General features: G+C 37.6%; 16 protein-coding genes. 11 read left to right on the top strand and 5 right to left on the bottom strand.

All coding sequences use genetic code 11. The features are described from left to right. Nucleotides 1-100: 100 nt before the first annotated feature. Nucleotides 101-490, top strand: a complete 390-nt coding sequence (locus tag CBF33_RS01340; protein WP_023606840.1) for an HsmA family protein — start codon at nt 101-103, stop codon at nt 488-490. A gap of 20 nt (nt 491-510) precedes the next feature. Here the strand turns inward: CBF33_RS01340 and CBF33_RS01335 are convergent, their stop codons facing one another. After that, nucleotides 511-1359: an AraC family transcriptional regulator gene (locus CBF33_RS01335; RefSeq protein ID WP_126760876.1), complete on the bottom strand. Its 849-nt coding sequence runs from the start codon at nt 1357-1359 to the stop codon at nt 511-513. A gap of 84 nt (nt 1360-1443) precedes the next feature. On the opposite strand from CBF33_RS01335, the gene CBF33_RS01330 reads away from it, so the two are divergent. Then, on the top strand, nt 1444-3645 hold the full coding sequence (locus CBF33_RS01330; RefSeq protein ID WP_126760874.1) for an alpha-galactosidase: 2202 nt from the start codon (nt 1444-1446) through the stop codon (nt 3643-3645). Between the two features lie 18 nt (nt 3646-3663). Here CBF33_RS01330 and def read toward each other — a convergent pair whose 3' ends face one another. Further along, nucleotides 3664-4239: a peptide deformylase gene (gene def, locus CBF33_RS01325; protein ID WP_126760871.1), complete on the bottom strand. Its 576-nt coding sequence runs from the start codon at nt 4237-4239 to the stop codon at nt 3664-3666. 260 nt (nt 4240-4499) lie between these two features. On the opposite strand from def, the gene rpsO reads away from it, so the two are divergent. The 6 genes from rpsO to rpmG all read left to right on the top strand — a co-directional run bounded on the left by rpsO (nt 4500) and on the right by rpmG (nt 16904). Further along, complete coding sequence (rpsO, locus tag CBF33_RS01320) at nt 4500-4769, top strand: 30S ribosomal protein S15 (RefSeq protein ID WP_023606843.1); 270 nt, start codon at nt 4500-4502, stop codon at nt 4767-4769. A gap of 188 nt (nt 4770-4957) precedes the next feature. Continuing rightward, nucleotides 4958-7072, top strand: coding sequence for a polyribonucleotide nucleotidyltransferase (gene pnp / locus CBF33_RS01315; protein WP_126760869.1), 2115 nt, complete (start codon nt 4958-4960; stop codon nt 7070-7072). A gap of 192 nt (nt 7073-7264) precedes the next feature. After that, entirely contained in the window at nt 7265-12034 is a 4770-nt protein-coding gene (locus CBF33_RS01310) for a SpaA isopeptide-forming pilin-related protein (RefSeq protein ID WP_148112231.1), read from the top strand. A 312-nt stretch (nt 12035-12346) separates the two neighbouring features. Further along, nucleotides 12347-14293, top strand: coding sequence for a threonine--tRNA ligase (thrS, locus tag CBF33_RS01305; protein WP_126760864.1), 1947 nt, complete (start codon nt 12347-12349; stop codon nt 14291-14293). 177 nt (nt 14294-14470) lie between these two features. After that, nucleotides 14471-16585: a peptidoglycan D,D-transpeptidase FtsI family protein gene (locus CBF33_RS01300; RefSeq protein WP_126760862.1), complete on the top strand. Its 2115-nt coding sequence runs from the start codon at nt 14471-14473 to the stop codon at nt 16583-16585. Nucleotides 16586-16754: 169 nt separating this feature from the next. Then, the gene (gene rpmG, locus CBF33_RS01295; RefSeq protein ID WP_023606847.1) at nt 16755-16904 is read left to right on the top strand and encodes a 50S ribosomal protein L33; all 150 of its coding nucleotides are present in this window, start codon (nt 16755-16757) and stop codon (nt 16902-16904) included. A gap of 58 nt (nt 16905-16962) precedes the next feature. Here the strand turns inward: rpmG and CBF33_RS01290 are convergent, their stop codons facing one another. Next, the gene (locus CBF33_RS01290; RefSeq protein WP_126760856.1) at nt 16963-17148 is read right to left on the bottom strand and encodes a DNA helicase UvrB; all 186 of its coding nucleotides are present in this window, start codon (nt 17146-17148) and stop codon (nt 16963-16965) included. A gap of 227 nt (nt 17149-17375) precedes the next feature. Here CBF33_RS01290 and CBF33_RS01285 point away from each other — a divergent pair, with 227 nt between their 5' ends. Genes CBF33_RS01285 through CBF33_RS01275 form a run of 3 tightly spaced genes read left to right on the top strand, consistent with a single transcriptional unit; the run spans nt 17376 to nt 19789 of the window. Further along, nucleotides 17376-18122: a rhomboid family intramembrane serine protease gene (locus CBF33_RS01285; protein ID WP_023606849.1), complete on the top strand. Its 747-nt coding sequence runs from the start codon at nt 17376-17378 to the stop codon at nt 18120-18122. A 59-nt stretch (nt 18123-18181) separates the two neighbouring features. Further along, nucleotides 18182-19366, top strand: a complete 1185-nt coding sequence (locus CBF33_RS01280) for an ROK family glucokinase (protein ID WP_126760854.1) — start codon at nt 18182-18184, stop codon at nt 19364-19366. Nucleotides 19367-19390: 24 nt separating this feature from the next. After that, on the top strand, nt 19391-19789 hold the full coding sequence (locus CBF33_RS01275) for a rhodanese-like domain-containing protein (protein WP_126760852.1): 399 nt from the start codon (nt 19391-19393) through the stop codon (nt 19787-19789). Between the two features lie 44 nt (nt 19790-19833). Here the strand turns inward: CBF33_RS01275 and rnjA are convergent, their stop codons facing one another. Together rnjA and CBF33_RS01265 are read right to left on the bottom strand one after the other, a co-directional pair. After that, nucleotides 19834-21510, bottom strand: coding sequence for a ribonuclease J1 (gene rnjA / locus CBF33_RS01270; protein ID WP_126760850.1), 1677 nt, complete (start codon nt 21508-21510; stop codon nt 19834-19836). A gap of 1 nt (nt 21511) precedes the next feature. Then, entirely contained in the window at nt 21512-21727 is a 216-nt protein-coding gene (locus CBF33_RS01265) for a DNA-directed RNA polymerase subunit epsilon (protein WP_126760848.1), read from the bottom strand. Nucleotides 21728-21994: the final 267 nt, after the last annotated feature.

Here is a 21994-nt window from a genome sequence, read left to right as displayed (position 1 = left end):
AATAATGAGAATTAGGAATCTTACTTGACATAGTGACACTATGTCACTATACTGAATATTAGTCAGGTGACACTGTGTCACTTTGAAAGGAGAAATGTTTATGAGTAGTCAATTAATTTTAGCGAGTATTGCGATGGTGATTGCGTTAATTTCTTACAGCTTGGGGGTATTTGGTGAGAAAAGAACCGGAACCATTCAAAAGAAACATTTAGTTTATTTTGTAATAGGGTTAATCTTTGATACGACGGGAACTAACTTAATGAGTCGTATTGCAGAGAATAATCAAGGCACTCAGTTTGGGATGCATCAAATCACGGGTGGACTAGCGTTGTTTCTAATGGCAGTCCATTTATTGTGGGCGCTATGGGTGTACTTTAAAGGTACTGAGAAAGCAAAACACCAATTTCATAAATTTAGTATTGGCGTTTGGGGACTGTGGGTTGTGTCATTTGTCCTAGGTATGTTAGTTGGAATGGGCGTTATTGGTTAAAAAAGGAACGTGAGTTTTACTCACGTTCCTTTTTCTTTTAAGCGATAATCGCTAGGCGAACAGCCGATATGAGCTTTAAATAATTTTGAAAAAGCAAGAGCATCTTCATAGCCCACACTGTTAGCAATCATTTTGATCGGATAATTCGTTGTAGTTAAAAGTGCTTGGGCACGCTCTATTCTTAGCTGTGTTAAATATTGTTTAGGAGAGACGTTTAGTTCTTTTATAAAAAGCTGGTGTAAATAGCTACGGCTAAGATGAAGATAATTGGCTAGATCTTGAATAGACAGTGTCGTGTGATAGTAATGAGTTAAGTAAGCAATAGCTTGTTGTAAATAAAAATTAGCATCCGAGTGCTTGAGACTAGACTTGTATGGGTAGCTTGTTTGTAAATGATGAATGAGCTGATAGAGATGACTCATTCTTAAAATAGGCGAATAACTCTCAGGTTTTTGACTGTTTTCGATGATTGTAGAAAATAGTTGATAAAATTGGCTCGTTGTCACTTGATAAAGAATTCCAGTATGTAGTAACTCGGTTGATGAAAGCAGTTGAGCCACTTTCCTACCACTCAGACCAATCCAAGCATATTCCCATGGTAAATCAGTGTCAGCTTGATAAAAAATAACTTCATCTTTTGGAACGATAAAGCAATCACCGCTTTCTAGAAAATATGTTTGGTCACGTAAAGTCACTTGACCTTTACCTGTACTAATGACATGTAGAATATAATGTTCTCGAACAAGAGGACCAAATGAATGATTAGGAGAACATCTCTCATACCCACAAAAGTCAATATTTGCTTCGATAGACTGAGTAGAAAATGCTTGATAAAAATTATGAATACGCCTCACCTTCTTTGTAGACATTTTACCATAAGGTCGCGACAAAATACTATTAAGTCTGAGTGTACGCTATGGTAGGATACAAGTGAAAAGAAGGAGAGGATGAAAATGAGTATTCTTTATTCTGAACAGGAAAAAGTGGTGACACTACATACAGCATCTACTACGTATCAAATGAAAATTGACAAGTATCAACGATTATTACATCTGTATTATGGCGTTAGAATAAATGACATGGATTTATCCTATTATTTACAGTACAGTGACCGAGCGTTTTCTGGGAATATCGCAGAAGCTCGTTACGATCGCACGTACTCACTAGACGTTTTGCCACAAGAGTTTCCAACGTATGGCATGTCAGACTTTCGAATACCAGCCATCGTCGTGCAATACGAAGATGGCTCGTATGCTTTGGATTTGGTGTATCACTCACATAAAATTTATCCAGGTAAATATTTATTAGATGGCCTGCCACATGCTTATGAAGCACGAGATGAAGTTGTAGATAGTTTGGAAATAGTCTTGATTGACCCAGTTACTAAATTAGAAGTGACATTATTATATAGTACGTTTGAGAAGGCTGATGTGATAACGCGTGCTGTCAAAGTAACGAATAAAGGCTCACAAAAAGTCTCTTTACAAAAAGTGATGTCTGCCAGTCTGGATACAGTGAATAGAGAATATGACTTGATTCATTTTCATGGTCGTCATAATATGGAACGTCAGTTTGAACGGGTTCGCTTATCACATCAAACAGCTCAATTTGGTTCACGTCGCGGAACTTCTAGTCATCAACATAATCCATTCTTTATTTTGGCTGAAAAGGAAACGACTGAAAGTGCTGGAGCTTGTTTTGGTATGATGTTAGTTTATAGCGGTGATTTTCAAGCAACTACAGAATTGTCACAATTTGAGACAGTTAGAACACAGCTAGGATTAGGAAGTGAAGGGTTTAATTATGTGCTAGAAGTGAGCGAAACATTTACGGCACCGGAAGTGTTATTAAGTTATTCCAGCAAAGGACTTACAACCTTAACTCATCAATTCCATCATCTTATTCGTCATCACATTGTAAGAGGGAAGTATCAATATAAACGCCGTCCCATTTTAGTGAATAACTGGGAAGCCACTTACTTTGACTTTGACGAAAATAAATTATTAGCTCTTGCCGATGAAGCCGTTGATTTGGGCATTGAGATGTTAGTAATGGATGATGGATGGTTTGGAAAACGCGATAATGATCAAACAAGTTTAGGGGACTGGTTTGTCAATCAAGAAAAATTGCCCAATGGCTTAAATCATTTAGTGACACAAATTCATGATAAAGGGCTTAAATTTGGAATCTGGTTTGAACCCGAAATGATTTCTGAAAAAAGTGACCTTTTTAAACAACATCCTGAATGGCATATTCATGTGCCGAATCGTGAAAGTGTAACAAGCCGTCATCAGTATGATTTAGATTTGACACGCTCAGATGTACGTACTTATCTGTATCAAGTTGTTTCAGATATCTTAAAAAAAGCGCCTATTAATTATGTTAAGTGGGATATGAATCGCAGTATCACGAACAACTATTCATTAAAGTTATCACCAGAAGAGCAAGGGAAGTTTAACTATTTATATGTGAAAGGCCTTTACGAGCTATTGGAACGTTTGACTACGGATTTTCCTGATGTTTTATTTGAGAGTTGTAGTGGTGGAGGTGGTCGATTTGATGCAGGAATGCTTTACTATACACCACAGATTTGGACGAGCGATAATACGGACGCTATCGAACGTCTTACGATTCAACATGGCACAAGCTTTGGATATCCACTAAGTACACAAGGGGCTCATGTTTCTGCGGTTCCAAATCATCAAACAGGCAGAGTAACGCCCCTTGATACACGTGCAGTTGTGGCTTATTCTGGAATTTTTGGTTATGAACTTGATTTAACAAAACTTTCAATAGATGAAAAAGAAAAGATTAAAGAGCAAACCGCTTTTGTTAAACAGCACTACGATTTATTAACTAATGGAACATACTATCGTTTGATTAGTCCTGAAGCACAAGCTGGCTATGTTATTTGGCAACTAGTTTCAGAAGAACGTGACGAAAGTTTACTGTTTATCGTAAAAAATAAAGCGCAAGCTAATACACCATTTAAAATGGTGAGATTAAAAGGCTTGCTAGAAGATAACGAGTATCAAGTTGAAACGTACGAGAAAATAATAACAGGTCGGGCGCTAATGACCCACGGGTTACCGATTGTTGAAACATATCGTGACTATGATGCCACTGTTCTTTACATACAAAAAACCACGTGCTAAAAGCTCGTGGTTTTCGTTTTAAATAAGTTTAATATCTTTTAACTGAGCATATGGATCTTTTTCATCGATGCGGTCATAAAACATAATGCCATTCAGATGATCGATTTCGTGTTGTACGACCATGGCCGCATAGTCGCGTAATTTTATTTTTTGTGTGTGCCCTTCTAAATCTGTATAAGTAACCGTAATGCGTAAGTGACGTACGACGACACCTTCTACCGCACGATCGACAGACAGACAGCCTTCACCATCTTCTAGTCCTCCAAGTTGGACAGAATGGCTAATGATTTTCGGATTAATCATAATAGTGCTGAGTAAATGGGTCGGTTGTGTATCATCTTCTCCTGTAAAATGAGGATTTGGGATATGCACGGCAATCATTCGTTTAGAAATATCAAGCTGAGGTGCAGCTAAGCCGACTCCACCGCGCAATCCATATTTTTCAGCGAGTTCAGGGTCTTGACTGTATTTTAAAAAAGTCATCATATCTTCTGCTAATGCATAGTCTTCTTTAGATAAAGGTAGCACGACATCTTGTGCTTTCTCTCGTAATGTGGGATGACCCTCACGAATGATATCATTCATGGTAATCATAGTGATTCACTCCTTAAATTGTAAAATTGAAAAGCGATTTGACGACAAATCGTCTGACTAAAATCTATTGTAACATAACTATCGAAAAGAACGCGTGAAAATGCCATAAAAAATGGGATAAAAGTTGGATTATACTTGCTTTTAGAGAGTAGTTCGTGTAAAGTAAGACTGTATGAAAACATACCGCCTGTTACTTGGTTGTACGCATCACCAACGTTATACTCAGTTTCAGGATGACTAAGAAGAAAGAGGTGACCGTAATGGCAATTTCAAAAGAACGTAAAAACGAAATCATGAAAGAATATGCACGTCACGAAGGAGATACTGGTTCTCCAGAAGTGCAAATCGCAGTTTTAACAGCTGAGATTAACCACTTGAACGAGCATGCTCAAGTTCACAAAAAAGATCATCATTCTTACCGTGGACTAATGAGAAAAGTTGGACATCGTCGTAACTTATTAGCATACTTACGTAAAACAGATGTACAACGCTACCGCGAATTAATCCAAAAACTTGGATTACGTCGTTAAAAGCTAGACCCTTAAGAAAGTGAGGTTCGTAAGGATCTCACTTTCTTTTACTATTAAGATAAGAAAATTCGAAAAGAACGTGTTTAGCACTACTATGCAAATGTGAGTGGCTTTTTTTAGGAAAAGCGATTGACCTTTGTTTAGTAGGGACTCATTCTTTTCGAATAGACTAAAAGGAGATAAAGAGAATGACAGAGAAAAAAGTATTTTCGATGGATTGGGGCGGACGCCCTCTATCAGTAGAAGTAGGACAGTTAGCGAAACAAGCAAATGGTTCTGTTTTAGTGCGTTATGGTGACACGGTTGTATTGACAGCAGCTGTAGCATCACGAGAACCTAAAGATGTGGACTTTTTCCCACTGACTGTAAACTACGAAGAAAAAATGTATGCGGCAGGTAAAGTTCCTGGTGGATTTATCAAACGTGAAGGACGCCCAAGTGAAGCAGCGACATTAACAGCTCGCTTAATTGACCGTCCAATTCGCCCAATGTTTGCGGATGGTTTCCGTAACGACGTGCAAATCACGAATATTGTCATGAGTGTGGAACAAGACTGTACGCCAGAGATGAGTGCGATGTTAGGTTCATCATTGGCACTTTGTATTTCAGATATTCCGTTTAACGGTCCGATAGCTGGAGTAAATGTTGGACGTGTGAATGGCGAATACATTTTAAACCCAACAGTCGAACAAACAGCGTTATCTGATATTGAATTAAGTGTAGCAGGTACAAAAGATGCCATTAACATGGTTGAAAGTGGCGCTAAAGAGGTAACGGAAGAAGATATGTTAGGTGCCTTGATGTTTGGACATGAGGCGATTAAAGAATTAGTGGCATTCCAAGAAAAAGTAGTAGCTGAAGTTGGAAAAGAAAAAATGGATATCCAACTATTACAAGTCTCGGAAGATTTAGAAGCAGAAATTATGACGGCTTATAAAGATGCGATGGTAGCAGCTATTCAAACAGAAGAAAAATTAGCACGTGAAGTAAACATCGATGCGGTCAAAGCAGAAATTATGGAAGTCTATGAAGCGAAGTTTGCAGACGATGAAGATAGTGCGAAAAAATTAAAAGAAGTCCGTCAAATTACGGAAGACTTAGAGAAAAATGAAGTCCGTCGTTTAATCACAAAAGAAAAAATCCGTCCAGACGGTCGTCAAGTTGACGAAATTCGTTCACTTGCTGGAGAAGTTGGATTGTTACCACGTGTACACGGTTCAGGATTATTTACTCGTGGACAAACACAAGCTCTATCTACCGTCACATTAGCCCCACTAGGAGAACATCAAATTATTGATGGGTTGGGAACGGAAGAAAGCAAGCGTTTCATTCATCACTATAACTTCCCACAATTCTCTGTCGGTTCAACAGGTCCAACGCGTGGTCCTGGTCGACGTGAAATCGGTCATGGTGCTTTAGGTGAACGTGCGATGGCTCAGGTTATTCCTTCTGAAGAGGAATTCCCATACATGATTCGTGTGGTTTCTGAAGTTTTAGAATCAAACGGTTCTTCCTCACAAGCAAGTATCTGCGGTGGTATTTTAGCCTTAATGGACGCTGGTGTTCCAATTAAAGCGCCAGTTGCGGGAATTGCTATGGGATTAGTTATGGACGGCGACGACTATACGATTTTAACGGATATTCAAGGTTTAGAAGACCACTTAGGGGATATGGACTTTAAAGTAGCCGGAACAGAAGCAGGTATTACGGCGTTACAAATGGATATTAAGATTGAAGGGATTACAGAACAAATCTTAACAGAAGCATTAACGCAAGCTAAAAAAGCTCGTATGGAGATTTTAGATGTCTTGACAGCAACTATTCCTGAACCACGTGAGGAATTAAGTGAGTACGCTCCTAAGATTGAAATGATTCAAATTAAACCTGAAAAAATCAAAGATGTTATTGGTAAAGGTGGCGACACTATTAACGGTATTATCGATGAAACAGGTGTTAAAATTGATATCGACCAAGATGGTAATGTCAGCATTGCTTCTTCAGACGCAGGGATGATTAAACGTGCTATTCAAATTATTGAAGAGCTAACAAAAGAAGTGGAAGTTGGCGAAGTATACTTAGGAAAAGTTGTGCGTGTTGAAAAATTTGGTGCTTTTGTGAATCTGATTAAAGGGAAAGATGCCCTTGTTCATATCTCACAATTAGCCAATGAACGTGTGAATAAAGTAGAAGATGTTGTAAAAGTGGGCGATGAAGTTTTAGTCAAAGTCACTGAAATTGACCGTCAAGGCCGAGTTAACGCATCACGTAAAGCTATGTTAAAAGAAGACGAAGCAACAGAATAAAAAACAAAAAGACGAAACTGTAAAAAAGTTTCGTCTTTTTTTATATTCAAACCACATTAAAATAACAAAAATTATGATGATTTGTTTAAAGAATAATTAGAAAAATAATATTATATACATATTTGTTGATAACGTTAAAAAAATAAGTTTAAATGAATATAACAGATGTTATATTAAAAGAAAAGGTGATGAATGATGAGAAAGACAATGGCGGGACTGTTGGTATTACTCGCAAGTATTTTACCGATAAACCATGTACAAGCTGCTGAAACAGAATACTTAGATGAACAAGAATTAACCGAAGCAATGAAGTTAAATAATTATAACATTTACTTAAGAGGCCATCATTCCGCTGAAAATGCGGATGTAGAAGGGCCTATGGCAATTCGAAAGGATTCTAATTTCCCCGTAGATTTAGAAACCTTCAGTTATGGAGCATTGTTTGATAATGATCCTAATACGGTAGGAAATGGATTAGATTTTACCAAGCAAAAAATTAATTTGTTAATCGGTGGAAAGGTAAATAATCATAGTGATAATCATGCCTATCCCACTGTGAGTAGTCGTAATATAGATGGAAAAAGAGTAGGATATTTAGTTTCCAATAATCTTGACTGGGCAGATTCAGCTTTCCGCCATAGCGAAACAGCAGGTGGGGGTATTTTTGATGAACAGAAACGACTCATTCCAGATACGCTTGACATTTTTTCGAATTTAGAGCGAAATTTGTGGAGTACTAAAGCTTTTTTAGAAATTGCTACTAATAACTTATCACCGCTAACAGATGACAAAGGAAATGCGCAACGAACATTAGGCGACTGGGAAGACGGAAAGCTTTATGACTATGAAATTTATCAATCAGTTGAAGCAAAAAACATTTTGGTTGTAAATATACCACCTGAAGAAGACGGCACTGTCGTGATACGTAATATGGGGTTTGATTATCAAAACATAATTAAAAATAAAAAGTATGACCAAATTATTGTCACATCATATACTGAGCAAGATGGGGAACGTCATCATGCGCAGAAAGTCGTTTTTAAAGGGAATTATTTAACAAACAGTTCAGGAACCAATCTACCACTAGGAAGCTCAACTTCTGAAATGAGTGAGCATGCGAGCAAAATTGCGTATTACTTCCCGACAGCTGATCAAGTGACAAACTTTTTTGATAAGAAAATCAATAATCAAATTGCAGCACCCCGGGATATTTTAAAAAATGATACAGGATTAGATGATGAAAACTATCTTAAATATAATAAAGAATATTTAAAAGACTACGCGACAGGTCTTGGAAGTAATGGCAGTGCTACACACGGGGGTGGTGCTGAAGTAGTAGGGAGTGTTTATGCCCCTATTGCTACAGTTGTTTTCTCTGGCAGTAGTATCAACGGCACACTTGTAGCGTACGATTTACATCAACGTAATGGGATGGAGGTTCATTATTTCCCAGATCGTTGGATTCCGGAATTGCCCGTTCATCCAACAGAACCATTAGGGAAAATAAAACTCATAAAAAAAGATAAAGAAAATGGACATAAATTAGCTGGTGCAGTGTTCCAACTTTTAAATGATAAAAAAGAAGTCATTATGGATAATTTAGCTACCAAGCAAAACGGTGAAATATCCCTGATAGAAGTTCCATTTGGTAAATATTATTTCAAAGAAAAAGTGGCACCAGAGGGCTATCAACTTGATGAAACTTTACATCCTGTGACAGTGGACGTGAGTGAAGAAGCAGAAGTAGCAGAAGTGACAGTAATTAATGAAAAATCACCAGAAAAAGAAAGCGGTAGATTAGAATTAATCAAGTTATCAAGTGGCGAAAATCCTCAAGGACTTGTAGGAGCAGAGTTTAAACTTTTAGATTCGAAAGGGAAGCTATTCGCAGAAAATCTTAAAACAGGACGTTACGGTGGCTTAGTCGTTGATGATCTACCTTATGGAACATACGAATTAATTGAAACAAAAGCGCCGGAAGGTTACGAATTAGATGATACTCCGCACAAGATTACCATTAGTAAAGAAAATCCGGAAAGCATAACACAACTCATTGTTCGCAACGACCTGAAAGAACAATACGGCCGTCTAAAAGTTGTTAAAGAAGATGAAGACACAAAGTATCGTTTAGCAAATGCGGAATTTAAACTAACAGATGATGAAAATAACGTTATTTTTGAAAAACTTATAACAGATACTAACGGCGAATTGCTTATTGATGGTTTGGAATATGGAAAGTATCAATTAATTGAAACCAAAGCACCACAAGGGTATGAGTTAGACGAGACTCCTATTTTGGTCGAAGTTTCATCGCAAGAAATAACAGAAAAAAATATTATAACAATTACAAATAAAAGAAAACCAAAACTAGGAAAAATTAAGCTAGTAAAATTAGCGGAAGACGGCGACACACGTTTAGCTGATGCTGAATTTCAATTAATAGATAGTAAAGACAAAGTGATAGTAGATAACATCAAAACGAATGAATCAGGCGAATGGTTGTCTGATAATTTAGCTATTGGTGAATATAAGTTAATTGAAACGAAAGCACCAGAAGGGTACGAATTAGACTCAACACCTAAAGACGTTGTTATAACTGACAAAGACGTTAATCATGTAGTAGTGATAAAAGTGGTGAATAAACTAATAGAACCAGAAGAAATTTTAGGCGGATTTAGATTAGTGAAGTATGATAGTGAAACAAAAGAACCATTAACAGGTGCTGTATTTAACGTAATGAATGAACGTGGGGAGCTTGTAAAAGAAAAGCTCGTTACAAATAATCAAGGGATTATTCATGTTGATAATTTACCTTTAGGTAACTATCAACTAATTGAAACACAAGCGCCAGAGGGCTATGAATTAAACGAAACGCCTTTAAAATTTACCATCACTGAAAATAGTGAGACTGGCAATATAGTAGAATTATCGTTTGAAAACAAGCCAGAGATTCCTATGATACCGATAGAGCCAAGTGAACCTGTAGGCGGTATTAAATTAGTTAAAAAAGATGCTGAAACAGACGAGTTTCTTCCTGGTGCTATATTCAAAATAGCCAGTGATAAAGAACGTTTTATAGCCATTGTGACAACAAATGATGAAGGAATTGCCAGCGTTAAAGGTATGCCTTTAGGCGATTACTATGTGACAGAAGTGCAAGCGCCAGAAGGTTATGTATTAGATACAGAGCCCAAAAAAGTAACAGTGAAAGAAAACGATCAAGATAATATGGTGATATTGGAGTTAACCAATAAACCTACTATTCCAGCTGTTCCTATTGAACCAGGAACACCACTTGGTGCAATTCAAATAGTCAAACAAGACAAAGAGACAAAAGAAAAACTAGCGGGAGCTCAGTTTAAGATTGTCAGCAATGAAACAGGAGAAGTCGTGAGTGAAGGCTTAACTACAGATGATGAAGGAAAAGCTTATCATGGTGGACTAAAACTTGGGCAATATCAGATTATTGAAACGGTAGCACCAGCTGGTTATGAAAAATTAACAGAACCGATGATTGTGACCGTTACAGGAAATGACCAAGGAAACTTAACGATTGCGACAATTGATAATGAAAAGACCCCAGAAAAAGAAGAAAAAGGGACACTCAAACTTATCAAACAAGATAAAGAAAATCAAAAACGTTTAGCAGGAGCAGAATTTGAATTAAAATCAGCGAATGGCGAAACGTATACATTAATCACAGATGAAAATGGTGAAGCGGCTCAAAGTGACTTAGCTTTCGGTACGTATACGCTAACTGAAACCAAAGCGCCAGAAGGTTATGAGAAATTAACCGAGCCATTGACAGTAAAAGTTGAAAAGAATGCAGAGGGTAACGTGGTCGTTTTGACAATTGATAATGAAAAGACGCCAGAAAAAGAAGAAAAAGGGACACTCAAACTTATCAAACAAGATAAAGAAAATCAAAAACGTTTAGCGGGAGCAGAATTTGAATTTAAATTAGCGAATGGCGAAACGTATACATTAATCACAGATGAAAATGGTGAAGCGGCTCAAAGTGACTTAGCTTTTGGCACGTATACGCTAACTGAAACCAAAGCGCCAAAAGGTTATGAGAAATTAACCGAGCCATTGACAGTGAAAGTTGAAAAAAATGCAGAGGATAACGTAGTTGTCTTGACAATTGATAATGAAAAGACCCCAGAAAAAGAAGAAAAAGGGACACTCAAACTTATCAAACAAGATAAAGAAAATCAAAAACGTTTAGCAGGAGCAGAATTTGAATTAAAATCAGCGAATGGCGAAACGTATACATTAATCACAGATGAAAATGGTGAAGCGGCTCAAAGTGACTTAGCTTTTGGCACGTATACGCTAACTGAAACCAAAGCGCCAAAAGGTTATGAGAAATTAACCGAGCCATTGACAGTGAAAGTTGAAAAAAATGCAGAGGATAACGTAGTTGTCTTGACAATTGATAATGAAAAGACCCCAGAAAAAGAAGAAAAAGGGACACTCAAACTTATCAAACAAGATAAAGAAAATCAAAAACGTTTAGCAGGAGCAGAATTTGAATTAAAATCAGCGAATGGCGAAACGTATACATTAATCACAGATGAAAATGGTGAAGCGGCTCAAAGTGACTTAGCTTTTGGCACGTATACGTTAACTGAAACCAAAGCGCCAAAAGGTTATGAAAAATTAACCGAGCCATTAGCGGTAAAAGTTGAAAAAAATGCAGAGGGTAACGTGGTCGTTTCGACAGTTGATAATGAAAAGACACCGACTAAACCAACAGAACCAACAGACCCAACAGAACCAACAGACCCAACAGAGAAACCTGATAAACCAACAAATAAGCCCAACACATCGACAAATAATGATAAAAATAAATTACCTCAAACGTCTGAGTCACAAGGGTTGACTAAAGCATTAACAGCGATTGGTGTGATTGTTATCATAGGGATTGTTGTGTTTTACGCAAAACAAAGTAAAAAATAGTTATCACGATAAAGGCTTGCATTTTTAACAAAACCGTGTTTAAATAGAGTCAATCATCAATGATCAATGAGAAAGACACCAGAATTTGTAAGCCTATTATCAGAGAGGGAGAGCGTGGCTGAAACTTTCCTATTAGTGCCCAAAGGATGACCACTTTCGAGAATTTAGTTGAAACTAAATCGGCTAGCACCGTTATCGCAAATGAGAGCTATGATTATTAGCTAAATTTAGGTGGAACCACGACTATTTCGTCCTAAAACACTTCTAAAAGAAGTGTTTTAGGGCTTTTTTTATTTTAGAGGAGGAGAAAACATGGAAAAAATTAAGATTAGTTTTCCGGACGGAGCTGTCCGAGAATATGACAAAGGGATACACACAGTTGAAATTGCAGAAAGTATTAGTAAAAGTCTAGCGAAAAAAGCTTTAGCAGGTAAATTCAATGGAGAATTAGTAGATTGGAACTTACCATTACAAGAAGATGGTTCTCTAGAAATTATTACGCCTGACCATGAAGATGCTTTGGGGATTTTACGTCACTCGACAGCGCACTTAATGGCCAACGCCATTCGTCGTATCTATCCCAATATTCACTTTGGGGTAGGCCCAGCGATTGAGACAGGTTTTTACTACGATACTGATAATGGTGAGCACCCTATCAGTGAAGAAGATTTACCGAAAATTGAAAAAGTCATGATGGAAATTGTCAAAGAAAACAATCCTATCGTGCGTAAAGAAGTGTCACGTGAAGAGGCACTGGAGTTATTTAAAGATGATCCTTATAAAGTGGAATTGATTACAGACTTACCTGAAGATGAAGTGATTTCTGTTTATGATCAAGGAGATTTCGTTGACCTATGCCGTGGTGTCCATGTTCCAAGCACAGGACGTATTCAAGTCTTTAAGTTATTATCTGTGGCGGGAGCATACTGGCGTGGTAATTCTGATAATCAAATGATGCAACGTGTTTACGGGACAGCATTCTTTGATAAAAAGGATTTAAAAGAGTTTATCAAAATGCGTGAGGAAGCGAAAGAGCGTGACCATCGTAAACTAGGACGCGAATTAGATTTATTTATGACAAATCCAAGTGTCGGTTCAGGTTTACCTTTCTGGTTACCAAAAGGGGCAACGATTCGTCGAACTATCGAGCGTTATATTACAGATAAAGAAATTAGTTTAGGTTATCAACACGTTTATACACCAATCATGGCGAACGTTGAATTTTACAAAACCTCTGGTCACTGGGATCACTATCATGAAGATATGTTCCCACCAATGGATATGGGTGACGGAGAAATGCTAGTTTTACGTCCGATGAACTGTCCACATCACATGATGGTGTATAAAAATGATATTCACAGTTACCGCGAATTACCGATTCGTATTGCTGAGTTAGGCATGATGCACCGTTATGAAAAGAGTGGAGCTTTATCTGGTTTACAACGTGTGCGTGAAATGACGCTAAATGACGGTCATACATTTGTTCGTCCAGACCAAATTAAAGATGAGTTCAAACGCACGTTAGAATTAATGGTTGAAGTTTATAAAGACTTTGACATTACTGACTATGCTTTCCGTTTAAGTTACCGTGACCCTGCTAATACAGAAAAGTATTTTGATGACGATGAAATGTGGGAAAAAGCACAAAAAATGCTAAAAGAAGCAGTGGATGAAATGGGCTTAGAGTATAAAGAAGCTGAAGGCGAAGCAGCGTTCTACGGACCAAAACTAGATGTTCAAGTAAAAACAGCTATGGGTATTGAAGAAACGCTATCGACTATTCAGTTAGACTTCCTTTTACCTGAGCGTTTCGATTTGACTTATGTAGGGGAAGATGGCGAAAACACACATCGTCCTGTAGTTATTCATCGTGGTATTGTATCAACGATGGAACGTTTCGTTGCTTATTTAACAGAAGTATACAAAGGAGCATTCCCAACATGGTTGGCTCCTGTGCAGGGAACGATTATTCCAGTTAACTTAGATTTACATGGCGACTATGCTGAGAAGTTGAAAGAAGCCTTAAATCGACATGGGTTACGCTTTGAAGTTGACCACCGCAATGAAAAAATGGGGTATAAGATTCGTGAATCGCAAACACAAAAAGTCCCTTATCAATTAGTTGTCGGGGATAAAGAAGTGGAAGCACAAGCTGTTAACGTTCGTCGATATGGTAGCAAAGAAACTGAAACAGTTGAAATCGATGCGTTAATCAATCAAATTGTAGCAGAAGTCGCTACATATAGCCGACCATCATAATTAATTAGTTTATAACGCTCAAAAAGAGACCTATCTTTTTGAGCGTTTTTCAACTTTTAAAAAGGGATTGTTAAGGATTATTAAAAAGTTGGCGATAAAAAGATGAATTCCTTTTTTTTTACCGTGTGATTCTGTAAAATGAATGAGATAAGTATATCTTGAAAGGATTACTGTAAAATGAAAAACTCTTTTTTTAAACAATTGAAACGACGTAATCGAACGGAAGTCAAGTCACATATTCCGTTTCGTTTAAACTTTTTATTTTTTATTGTCTTTGTTCTCTTTCTTTCTTTAGTGATTCGTCTTGCCTATTTACAAATTATCCATTTGGATTTTTTTGAAGATAAAGTAAAATGGGGACAGAAAAACATTGTAGAAAACAATGCGCCGCGAGGGATGATTTATGATGCTTCTGGGCAAGTCTTAGTCGGCAATCGTTCGAAGCCAGCTGTTATTTATACTAAAAAAGCTGGGATGACTGCGCAGGAAATTTTAGACGTTTCACGTCAACTCACACAAATTTTAGCTATTAAAGCAGAGAATTTATCCGAACGAGATTTAAAAGATTATTGGTTGGCAGATGAGAATAATCTAGCAGAAGCACGTAAACGATTAACGGATAAAGAAAAGGTGAATGATAAAGGCGCACTGATTTCAGCTGCAGATGAATATCAGTTGCTCACCGAAAAAGTTACACCTGAAGAAATTCAATTTGATGAAGAAGAATTGAAAGTCGCTTCTGTTTTTAAACGAATTAATGGCGCGTACGCTTTAACGCCCGTTATCATTAAAAACGAAGACGTGACACCTGAAGAAATAGCTCAGATAGGGGAAAGTGTTGCAGAAATCCCTGGTATTTCAACAGGGATGGACTGGGATCGTGAATACCCACAAGGCGATGCACTGCGTTCTATTTTAGGGACGGTATCCTCTGAAAAGACGGGATTGCCTCAAGAAGAAGCAGATGAATATTTGAAAAAGGGCTATGCACGTAACGACCGTGTAGGGTTGAGTTACCTAGAAAAGCAATATGAGCCGGTGTTAAGAGGAACGAAATCTAAGTCGGAAGTGACGATTAATCAACAAAATGAGATAGAAAAGCAAGAAGAAATTACAGAAGGTAAAAAAGGTCAAAATGTAAAACTAACCATTGATATTGAGTTCCAAAAACAAGTCGCAGATATTGTCCGACGTAATTATCAACAACTCATATATAACGGTAAGGCACGCTATTCCGATGGCGCGTATGCTGTCGTTTTAAATCCGCAAACTGGAGATGTCTTAGCAATGGTAGGGTTAAGTCATGACCCAGAAACGCAAGAATTAACGGATGATACTTTGGGGACAATTAACAAAGCTTTTGTACCCGGATCGGTGATTAAGGGCGCAACCGTCATGGCAGGATTTGAACAAAATATCTTACCTCAAAATGATGTGATGATTGATGAACCTTTACGTTTTGGTGAAGGAGCTGGGGATGTTAAAAGCTCGTTATTTAACCAATATGGCCGGGTCCCGTTAAATACTGTAGACGCATTGACTGTGTCTTCCAACGTTTATATGATGAAAATTGTCTTGAAAATGATGGGAGTAGAGTATCATCCAGGAATGAACTTGCCAGAGAGAACGGATGTCTATGACACGTTACGTGGGACGTTCAAGGAATATGGACTGGGCGATAAAACAGGCATTGACTTGCCGGGAGAGTCGACTGGGTTAGCACCGACAGATTTCTATGATGAAAAAGGGAACTTAAAACCAGGTAAGATGGGGAATTTACTCGACCTTTCCTTTGGGAACTACGATACCTATACGCCGATGCAGTTAGCACAATATGTGGCAACGATTGCCAATGACGGTGTACGTGTAGCACCGCGTGTTGTTGAAGGTGTTTATGATAATAATGAGTCTGGTGGCTTGGGTGAACCAGTAGAAGTAAAAGAAACCAAAGTGATGAATGAAGTAAAAGCAAAAGAACATATCTCCGTTGTCCAAGAAGGATTTTATAACGTAGTTAATGGAACGGATTATCGTCGTACAGGACGGGCGCTACAAGGTGGGAAATATGTGATATCTGCCAAAACGGGTACAGCCGAAACGCCGATTCCTAATCCAGATAATCCAAACGATGTTATTCGTTTAGTCAATAGCTCTATGGTGGCGTATGCCCCTCAAGAAAATCCTGAGTTAGCGGTCTCAGTTATTATTCCACATATTCAAGACGAGTCCGATGCGCTTCATGCGGTAATGACGAAAGAAATATTTAATGCTTACTATGACTACAAGCACTAAAAGTTAGTAACAGCAAGGCTTTTCATCATTAAAACAGGGAAGAAGTCACTGTAAAGTAGAACTACTTAACAAAATTGATAAAAAGGGTAGAAATCTATAAAAAAAAATGCTATGATATTCAAGTATGAGTGAAAAACTCAACTGAAACTAATTATTTGGAGGGAAAAACATGCGCGTACATATTACTTTAGAATGCACAGAGTGTAAAGAACGTAACTACTTATCTAATAAAAATAAACGTAATAACCCAGATCGTTTAGAAGTGAAAAAATATTGCCCACGTGAGCGTAAAGTAACACTTCACCGTGAAACAAAATAAGCCTTAACAAAAAGCTGTCAACTTTGTCTAACAAAGATGACAGCTTTTTTATTTGTTTTTACTTAGAGTCCAAACGCTTATCTTGTTTCAATGTCCCACCGTAAAACGAGAGAACAATCGCTATTTCTGAAAGAATAAATTCTTTTATCGACCAATGAAAATAAATGGTTAAAATAAGCATCATCATAATCGCAATCGCTAAAACAGCATCTTTTGTGCCAAAATCCAGTCTGCCTAAATTCATGTTAATTCCGTCCTTTATTTGAGTGAAATTGATTGCTTTAGTATAACAAACCAATGCGGGCTTGCCAAGATTTAGTCATAGGGGAGGAAGTTGAGTTTTTCTCTTTTTTTAAAGATGAGACTGATAATTGTTACCGGTAAAATAGAAAAATAACGAGACTTTCATGTTTTCATCATACATTTAATGGTATAATATGAAAATGAGTGAGAGGAGAGTGAAAGGATTAAATGGCCTTTAACCCACAAAGAATAAAACAAGAAATGAAACAAAATGGTGTGACAGTGGTACTACTGACCATTCAAGTGACACTCTTTATTTTAATGACCTTATATGGTTTAGCAAATGGCTACGGATTGGATGGAACTACGCAAACTCAAATCTTAGTGAAGTTTGGTGCGATGTATGCACCGTTAGTAGCGATGGGAGAGTACTGGCGTTTGATAACTCCTATTTTCTTACATATCGGGCTCGTGCATCTCATTTTAAATTCTTTTTTCCTTTATTTTGCTGGAAAAGAATTAGAAGCGATGATGGGGCGTATCCCCTTTTTAATTTTTTATCTATTAAGCGGTCTGTCTGGTAATTTACTAAGTTTTGCTTTTGGCCCTATGCAAACTGTTTCTGCAGGAGCGAGTACGGCTCTTTTTGGTTTGTTTGGAGGTTTTATTGCTTTAGGACGTATTTTTCCCTATCATCCGCGCGTCCAATATATGGCCCGTAATATGTTAGCGTTAGTCGTAGTTAATTTAGTGTTTAACTTGTTCAGTCAAGGGATTGATATGTTTGGTCATATTGGTGGTTTGATTGGTGGTCTATTATTAGGCTTTGCTATTTCAGGACCTCAAGTAAAAAAATCACGTTATAATGTAACAGAAGATAACAAACATCGTCGGATTGCATCAGGGATAGGATTTTTATTTTTTGTTGTATTTTGTATAGTTTATGGTATTCAACGATATGGAGCTTTTTTCTAAAAGAGAGACAGTTGAGTTATGGTAAATAAATACGCTATAATAGTAAAGGAAGATTGGAAATGCGAACGCTTTATGATGTGCAACAGTTATTAAAAGAGTTTGGCGTCTATGTCTATGTCGGTAAGCGCTTATGGGATATTGAGATGATGGAAATTGAACTAGCCGAGTTAAGTCGAGCTGGTGTGATTGATACCGCTACCTACGTGCAAGCCAAACATGTACTAAATGAAGAATATCAACAAGAATTAAAACGTGAGCGAGAGAAAGAGGAGGAGCAAGCAGTGAGTCGTAAATTAATTGGGATTGATTTAGGTGGCACAACGATTAAATTTGGTATTTTAACAGAGGAAGGCGAAGTACAACAACGTTGGAGTATCGAAACAAACATTAGCGATGAAGGATCACACATCGTACCAGATATTATCAAAAGTATTGAACATCGTTTAGACTTATATAAAATGTCTAAAGAAGATTTTATCGGAATCGGTATGGGAACACCTGGAGCAGTCGATATTATTAAAGGAACGGTGATAGGTGCTTACAATCTGAACTGGAAGACACTCCAACCTGTGAAAGAACAGATTGAAGTCGCTTTAGGAATCCCCTTCGTTTTAGATAATGATGCTAACGTAGCTGCATTAGGTGAGCGCTGGCAAGGGGCTGGACATAAAACACCTGATATGGCGTTTATGACGTTAGGAACAGGTGTCGGCGGTGGATTAATCGCAGAAGGTAAATTATTGCACGGGGCAGCCGGAGCAGCCGGAGAAATCGGTCATATTACGGTGGATCCTGAAGGCTTTGATTGTACGTGTGGTAAAAAAGGTTGCCTCGAAACAGTAGCCAGTGCGACAGGTGTAGTTCGTTTAGCACGAACATTATCAGAAAGCTATGCAGGTGATTCAGAGCTTAAATTTATGATTGACGATGGACAAGATATTACGAGTAAAATTGTCTTTGAAGCGGCTGAAGCAGGGGATACCTTTGCATTAATGGTGGTGGATAAGGTAGCTTTTTACTTAGGATTAGCATGTAGTCATATTGGGAATATGTTAAATCCAACTGACATCGTTATAGGTGGTGGCGTTTCAGCTGCAGGTGAGTTTTTACGTGAACGTATCCAGAAAAACTTTGACCAATTTACCTTTAAACAAGTGCGTGATAGCACGTCTATTAAACTAGCTGAGTTAGGAAATGAAGCGGGCATTATCGGGGCAGCTTCATTAGCATTACAATATAAATAAACGAAGTAAGGAAGGAAACGTTAGATGAGTCCGTTATTAGTATTTAATTTAATTTTATTAGCTATTTTAGTTTACTTATTAGGAAGAGAAGGTTACTTGCGTATCATGGCACGTCGTTCTGCCAAGTGGATTGACGAAGCAGAGTTTAGAGAAAAAATGCGTTTTTCTCAAGTGATTGACGTCCGTGAAAAAGACGTTTACGATAGTGGCCACATCTTAGGTGCGCGCAATGTTCCCTATACGACACTAAAACAATCTTATATGGGATTGAGAAAAGATCAAGACCTTTTGATTTATGACCAAAAGAAAACATTAAGTATCCGTACAGCTAACTTTTTACGTAAAAAAGGGTACACTAATCTTTATATTTTAAAAGGTGGATACCAAAACTGGACGGGGAAAATTAAATCTAAAAATAAATAAAAGAAAATCCGAGAAATGTTTAACATTTCTCGGATTTTTATTGTTTATTCAGTTGCTTCTAAAGCCATAGGTAGAATCATCGGATAACGTTCTGTTTTTTCAGCTAAGAATGGTTGCAACGTTTGAACCATTGTTTCCTTGATTAGACGTTCGTTGCAGTTTTCTTGTTTTAAGACGCGAGCTAATTCGCGGAATAGTAGACGTTGACATTCGTTAATCAAATCCCCTGATTCGCGCATATAGATAAAGCCACGTGATAAAATATCAGGACCTGCCATAATGCGTTGCTCTTGATAGTTGACCGTCACTACTGCTAGGACGAGTCCCTCTTCTGAAAGAATACGACGATCTTTTAAGACGATATTTCCGATATCTCCAATACCACTACCGTCGACATAGACATCTCCTGCATTAAAGTGGCCGGCACGACGCGCTGAGTCTGCTGTTAAAGCTAAGACATCGCCATTACCTAAAATAAAGCAATTTTCTTTTTTTACGCCGGTGTCTTGTGCAAGCTCAGTATGAATTTTTAACATACGGTACTCACCATGAACGGGCATAAAGTATTTTGGTTTCATTAAACTTAACATCAGTTTTTGCTCTTGTTGTCCACCATGACCAGAAGTATGGATGTTATTGACTTTTCCATGAATGACTTCGGCACCCGCTTCGGATAATAAGTTAATCACGCGGTTAACAGACGTAGTGTTTCCAGGAATAGGCGAACTAGAAAAGACAACCGTATCACCCGGCTGAATCGAGATTTGACGATGTGTACCATTCGCGATTCGACTAAGCGCCGCCATAGGTTCACCTTGTGATCCCGTACATAGAATTAGAATTTCATTTGCCGGATACTGATTGACTTCCCGTGCATCGATAAACGTTTCTTCCGGAACCGTAATATAGCCTAATTTACGTCCATTTACCATCGCATTTTCCATACTGCGACCAAAGACAGCAATTTTACGCCCTGTTTTCACAGCCGCTAAAGCAGTTTGTTGTAAGCGGAAGATGTTAGAAGCAAAGGTAGCAAAAATAATGCGTCCGTCGATTTTTTCAAAAATACGTTCGATTGAGGCGCCAATCGTTTTTTCTGATTCAGTAAAACCAGGAATTTCGGCATTGGTACTATCTGACAGTAAGCATAAAACGCCTTCTTCACCAATCTTCGCCATTTTTTGTAAATTAGGTGGCTCGCCAACAGGGGTAAAGTCAAATTTGAAATCCCCAGTAAAGACGACATTTCCTGAAGGTGTTTTAGCAACCACTCCTAACGCATCTGGAATACTATGTGTTGTACGGAAAAAGGTAATAGATGTTTTCCTAAATTTAATCTGTGTGTCTTCGTTAATCTCATGGAGTTCAGCATCTCGAAGTAAGCCATGCTCTTCTAACTTATTCTTGATAAGTGCTAATGCTAAAGGACCAGCATAGATAGGAATGTTTACTTGTTTTAACAAATAAGGAATCCCACCAATATGGTCTTCATGTCCATGAGTAATGACAAGTGCTTTTACTTTTGGTAAGTTTTGCACGATGTATTGATAGTCGGGAATAACGTAATCAATTCCTAGTAAATCATCTTCTGGGAATTTAATACCTGCATCGACGATAATAATCTCATCTTGAAACTGTACGCCATAAGTGTTTTTACCGATTTCACCAAGACCACCTAAGGCAAAGACGCCGGTTTCGTTATTTTTTAAATTGACTTTCATACTAGTTAAACTCCGTTAGACTAAACGGGGCGTTTTCTTTCTCATAGGCTAAATGTTTTTCATCTAATGCTTGGATAAATTCTAAATTGTAATCGGTATGTGTTTCAATTAGATGACGTGCCTCACGCTCGTTTTCTGCCTCTAAATAAAGTGAGTGCGTATTTTCTCTTTTTGGGCTAAATGTTTTGTTTTCTTGATAATAAACTTTATAAATCATCATCATTCTCCTTTATATTCAATGTATAAATCGTTATTTTGAACACACTAAAAATAGGTGAAATCACCTATTGTTTTTACCTATTCCCCACTAAAACGTGAATTAAAGTGGAATGAAACCTCGCCTTTGTTTCATTATAGATGTCAATAAAACTTATAATTATAAGTCAAGTCATGTTCTATTCGTTATCGTAATTTTATCATAGATTTGTAACGTTGTATAGGAAGGACCCTTTTGTTAAGGTCAAAAAAGACATTGATTTTGTCA

It is taken from the genome of Vagococcus lutrae (assembly GCF_003987555.1).
GTDB lineage: Bacteria > Bacillota > Bacilli > Lactobacillales > Vagococcaceae > Vagococcus_A > Vagococcus_A lutrae.
This window is presented reverse-complemented; position numbering and strand designations above follow the sequence as displayed.

What these genes read in the sequence shown, in the direction of transcription:
- thrS (WP_126760864.1), top strand. Translation starts at nt 12,347, where the DNA reads ATGGAAAAAATTAAGATTAGTTTTCCGGACGGAGCTGTCCGAGAATAT.
- CBF33_RS01280 (WP_126760854.1), top strand. Translation starts at nt 18,182, where the DNA reads ATGCGAACGCTTTATGATGTGCAACAGTTATTAAAAGAGTTTGGCGTC.
- def (WP_126760871.1), bottom strand. Translation starts at nt 4,239, where the DNA reads ATGATTACCATGAATGATATCATTCGTGAGGGTCATCCCACATTACGA.
- CBF33_RS01340 (WP_023606840.1), top strand. Translation starts at nt 101, where the DNA reads ATGAGTAGTCAATTAATTTTAGCGAGTATTGCGATGGTGATTGCGTTA.
- rpmG (WP_023606847.1), top strand. Translation starts at nt 16,755, where the DNA reads ATGCGCGTACATATTACTTTAGAATGCACAGAGTGTAAAGAACGTAAC.
- pnp (WP_126760869.1), top strand. Translation starts at nt 4,958, where the DNA reads ATGACAGAGAAAAAAGTATTTTCGATGGATTGGGGCGGACGCCCTCTA.
- rnjA (WP_126760850.1), bottom strand. Translation starts at nt 21,510, where the DNA reads ATGAAAGTCAATTTAAAAAATAACGAAACCGGCGTCTTTGCCTTAGGT.
- CBF33_RS01335 (WP_126760876.1), bottom strand. Translation starts at nt 1,359, where the DNA reads ATGTCTACAAAGAAGGTGAGGCGTATTCATAATTTTTATCAAGCATTT.
- CBF33_RS01300 (WP_126760862.1), top strand. Translation starts at nt 14,471, where the DNA reads ATGAAAAACTCTTTTTTTAAACAATTGAAACGACGTAATCGAACGGAA.
- CBF33_RS01310 (WP_148112231.1), top strand. Translation starts at nt 7,265, where the DNA reads ATGATGAGAAAGACAATGGCGGGACTGTTGGTATTACTCGCAAGTATT.
- CBF33_RS01275 (WP_126760852.1), top strand. Translation starts at nt 19,391, where the DNA reads ATGAGTCCGTTATTAGTATTTAATTTAATTTTATTAGCTATTTTAGTT.
- CBF33_RS01265 (WP_126760848.1), bottom strand. Translation starts at nt 21,727, where the DNA reads ATGATTTATAAAGTTTATTATCAAGAAAACAAAACATTTAGCCCAAAA.
- CBF33_RS01285 (WP_023606849.1), top strand. Translation starts at nt 17,376, where the DNA reads ATGGCCTTTAACCCACAAAGAATAAAACAAGAAATGAAACAAAATGGT.
- CBF33_RS01290 (WP_126760856.1), bottom strand. Translation starts at nt 17,148, where the DNA reads ATGAATTTAGGCAGACTGGATTTTGGCACAAAAGATGCTGTTTTAGCG.
- rpsO (WP_023606843.1), top strand. Translation starts at nt 4,500, where the DNA reads ATGGCAATTTCAAAAGAACGTAAAAACGAAATCATGAAAGAATATGCA.
- CBF33_RS01330 (WP_126760874.1), top strand. Translation starts at nt 1,444, where the DNA reads ATGAGTATTCTTTATTCTGAACAGGAAAAAGTGGTGACACTACATACA.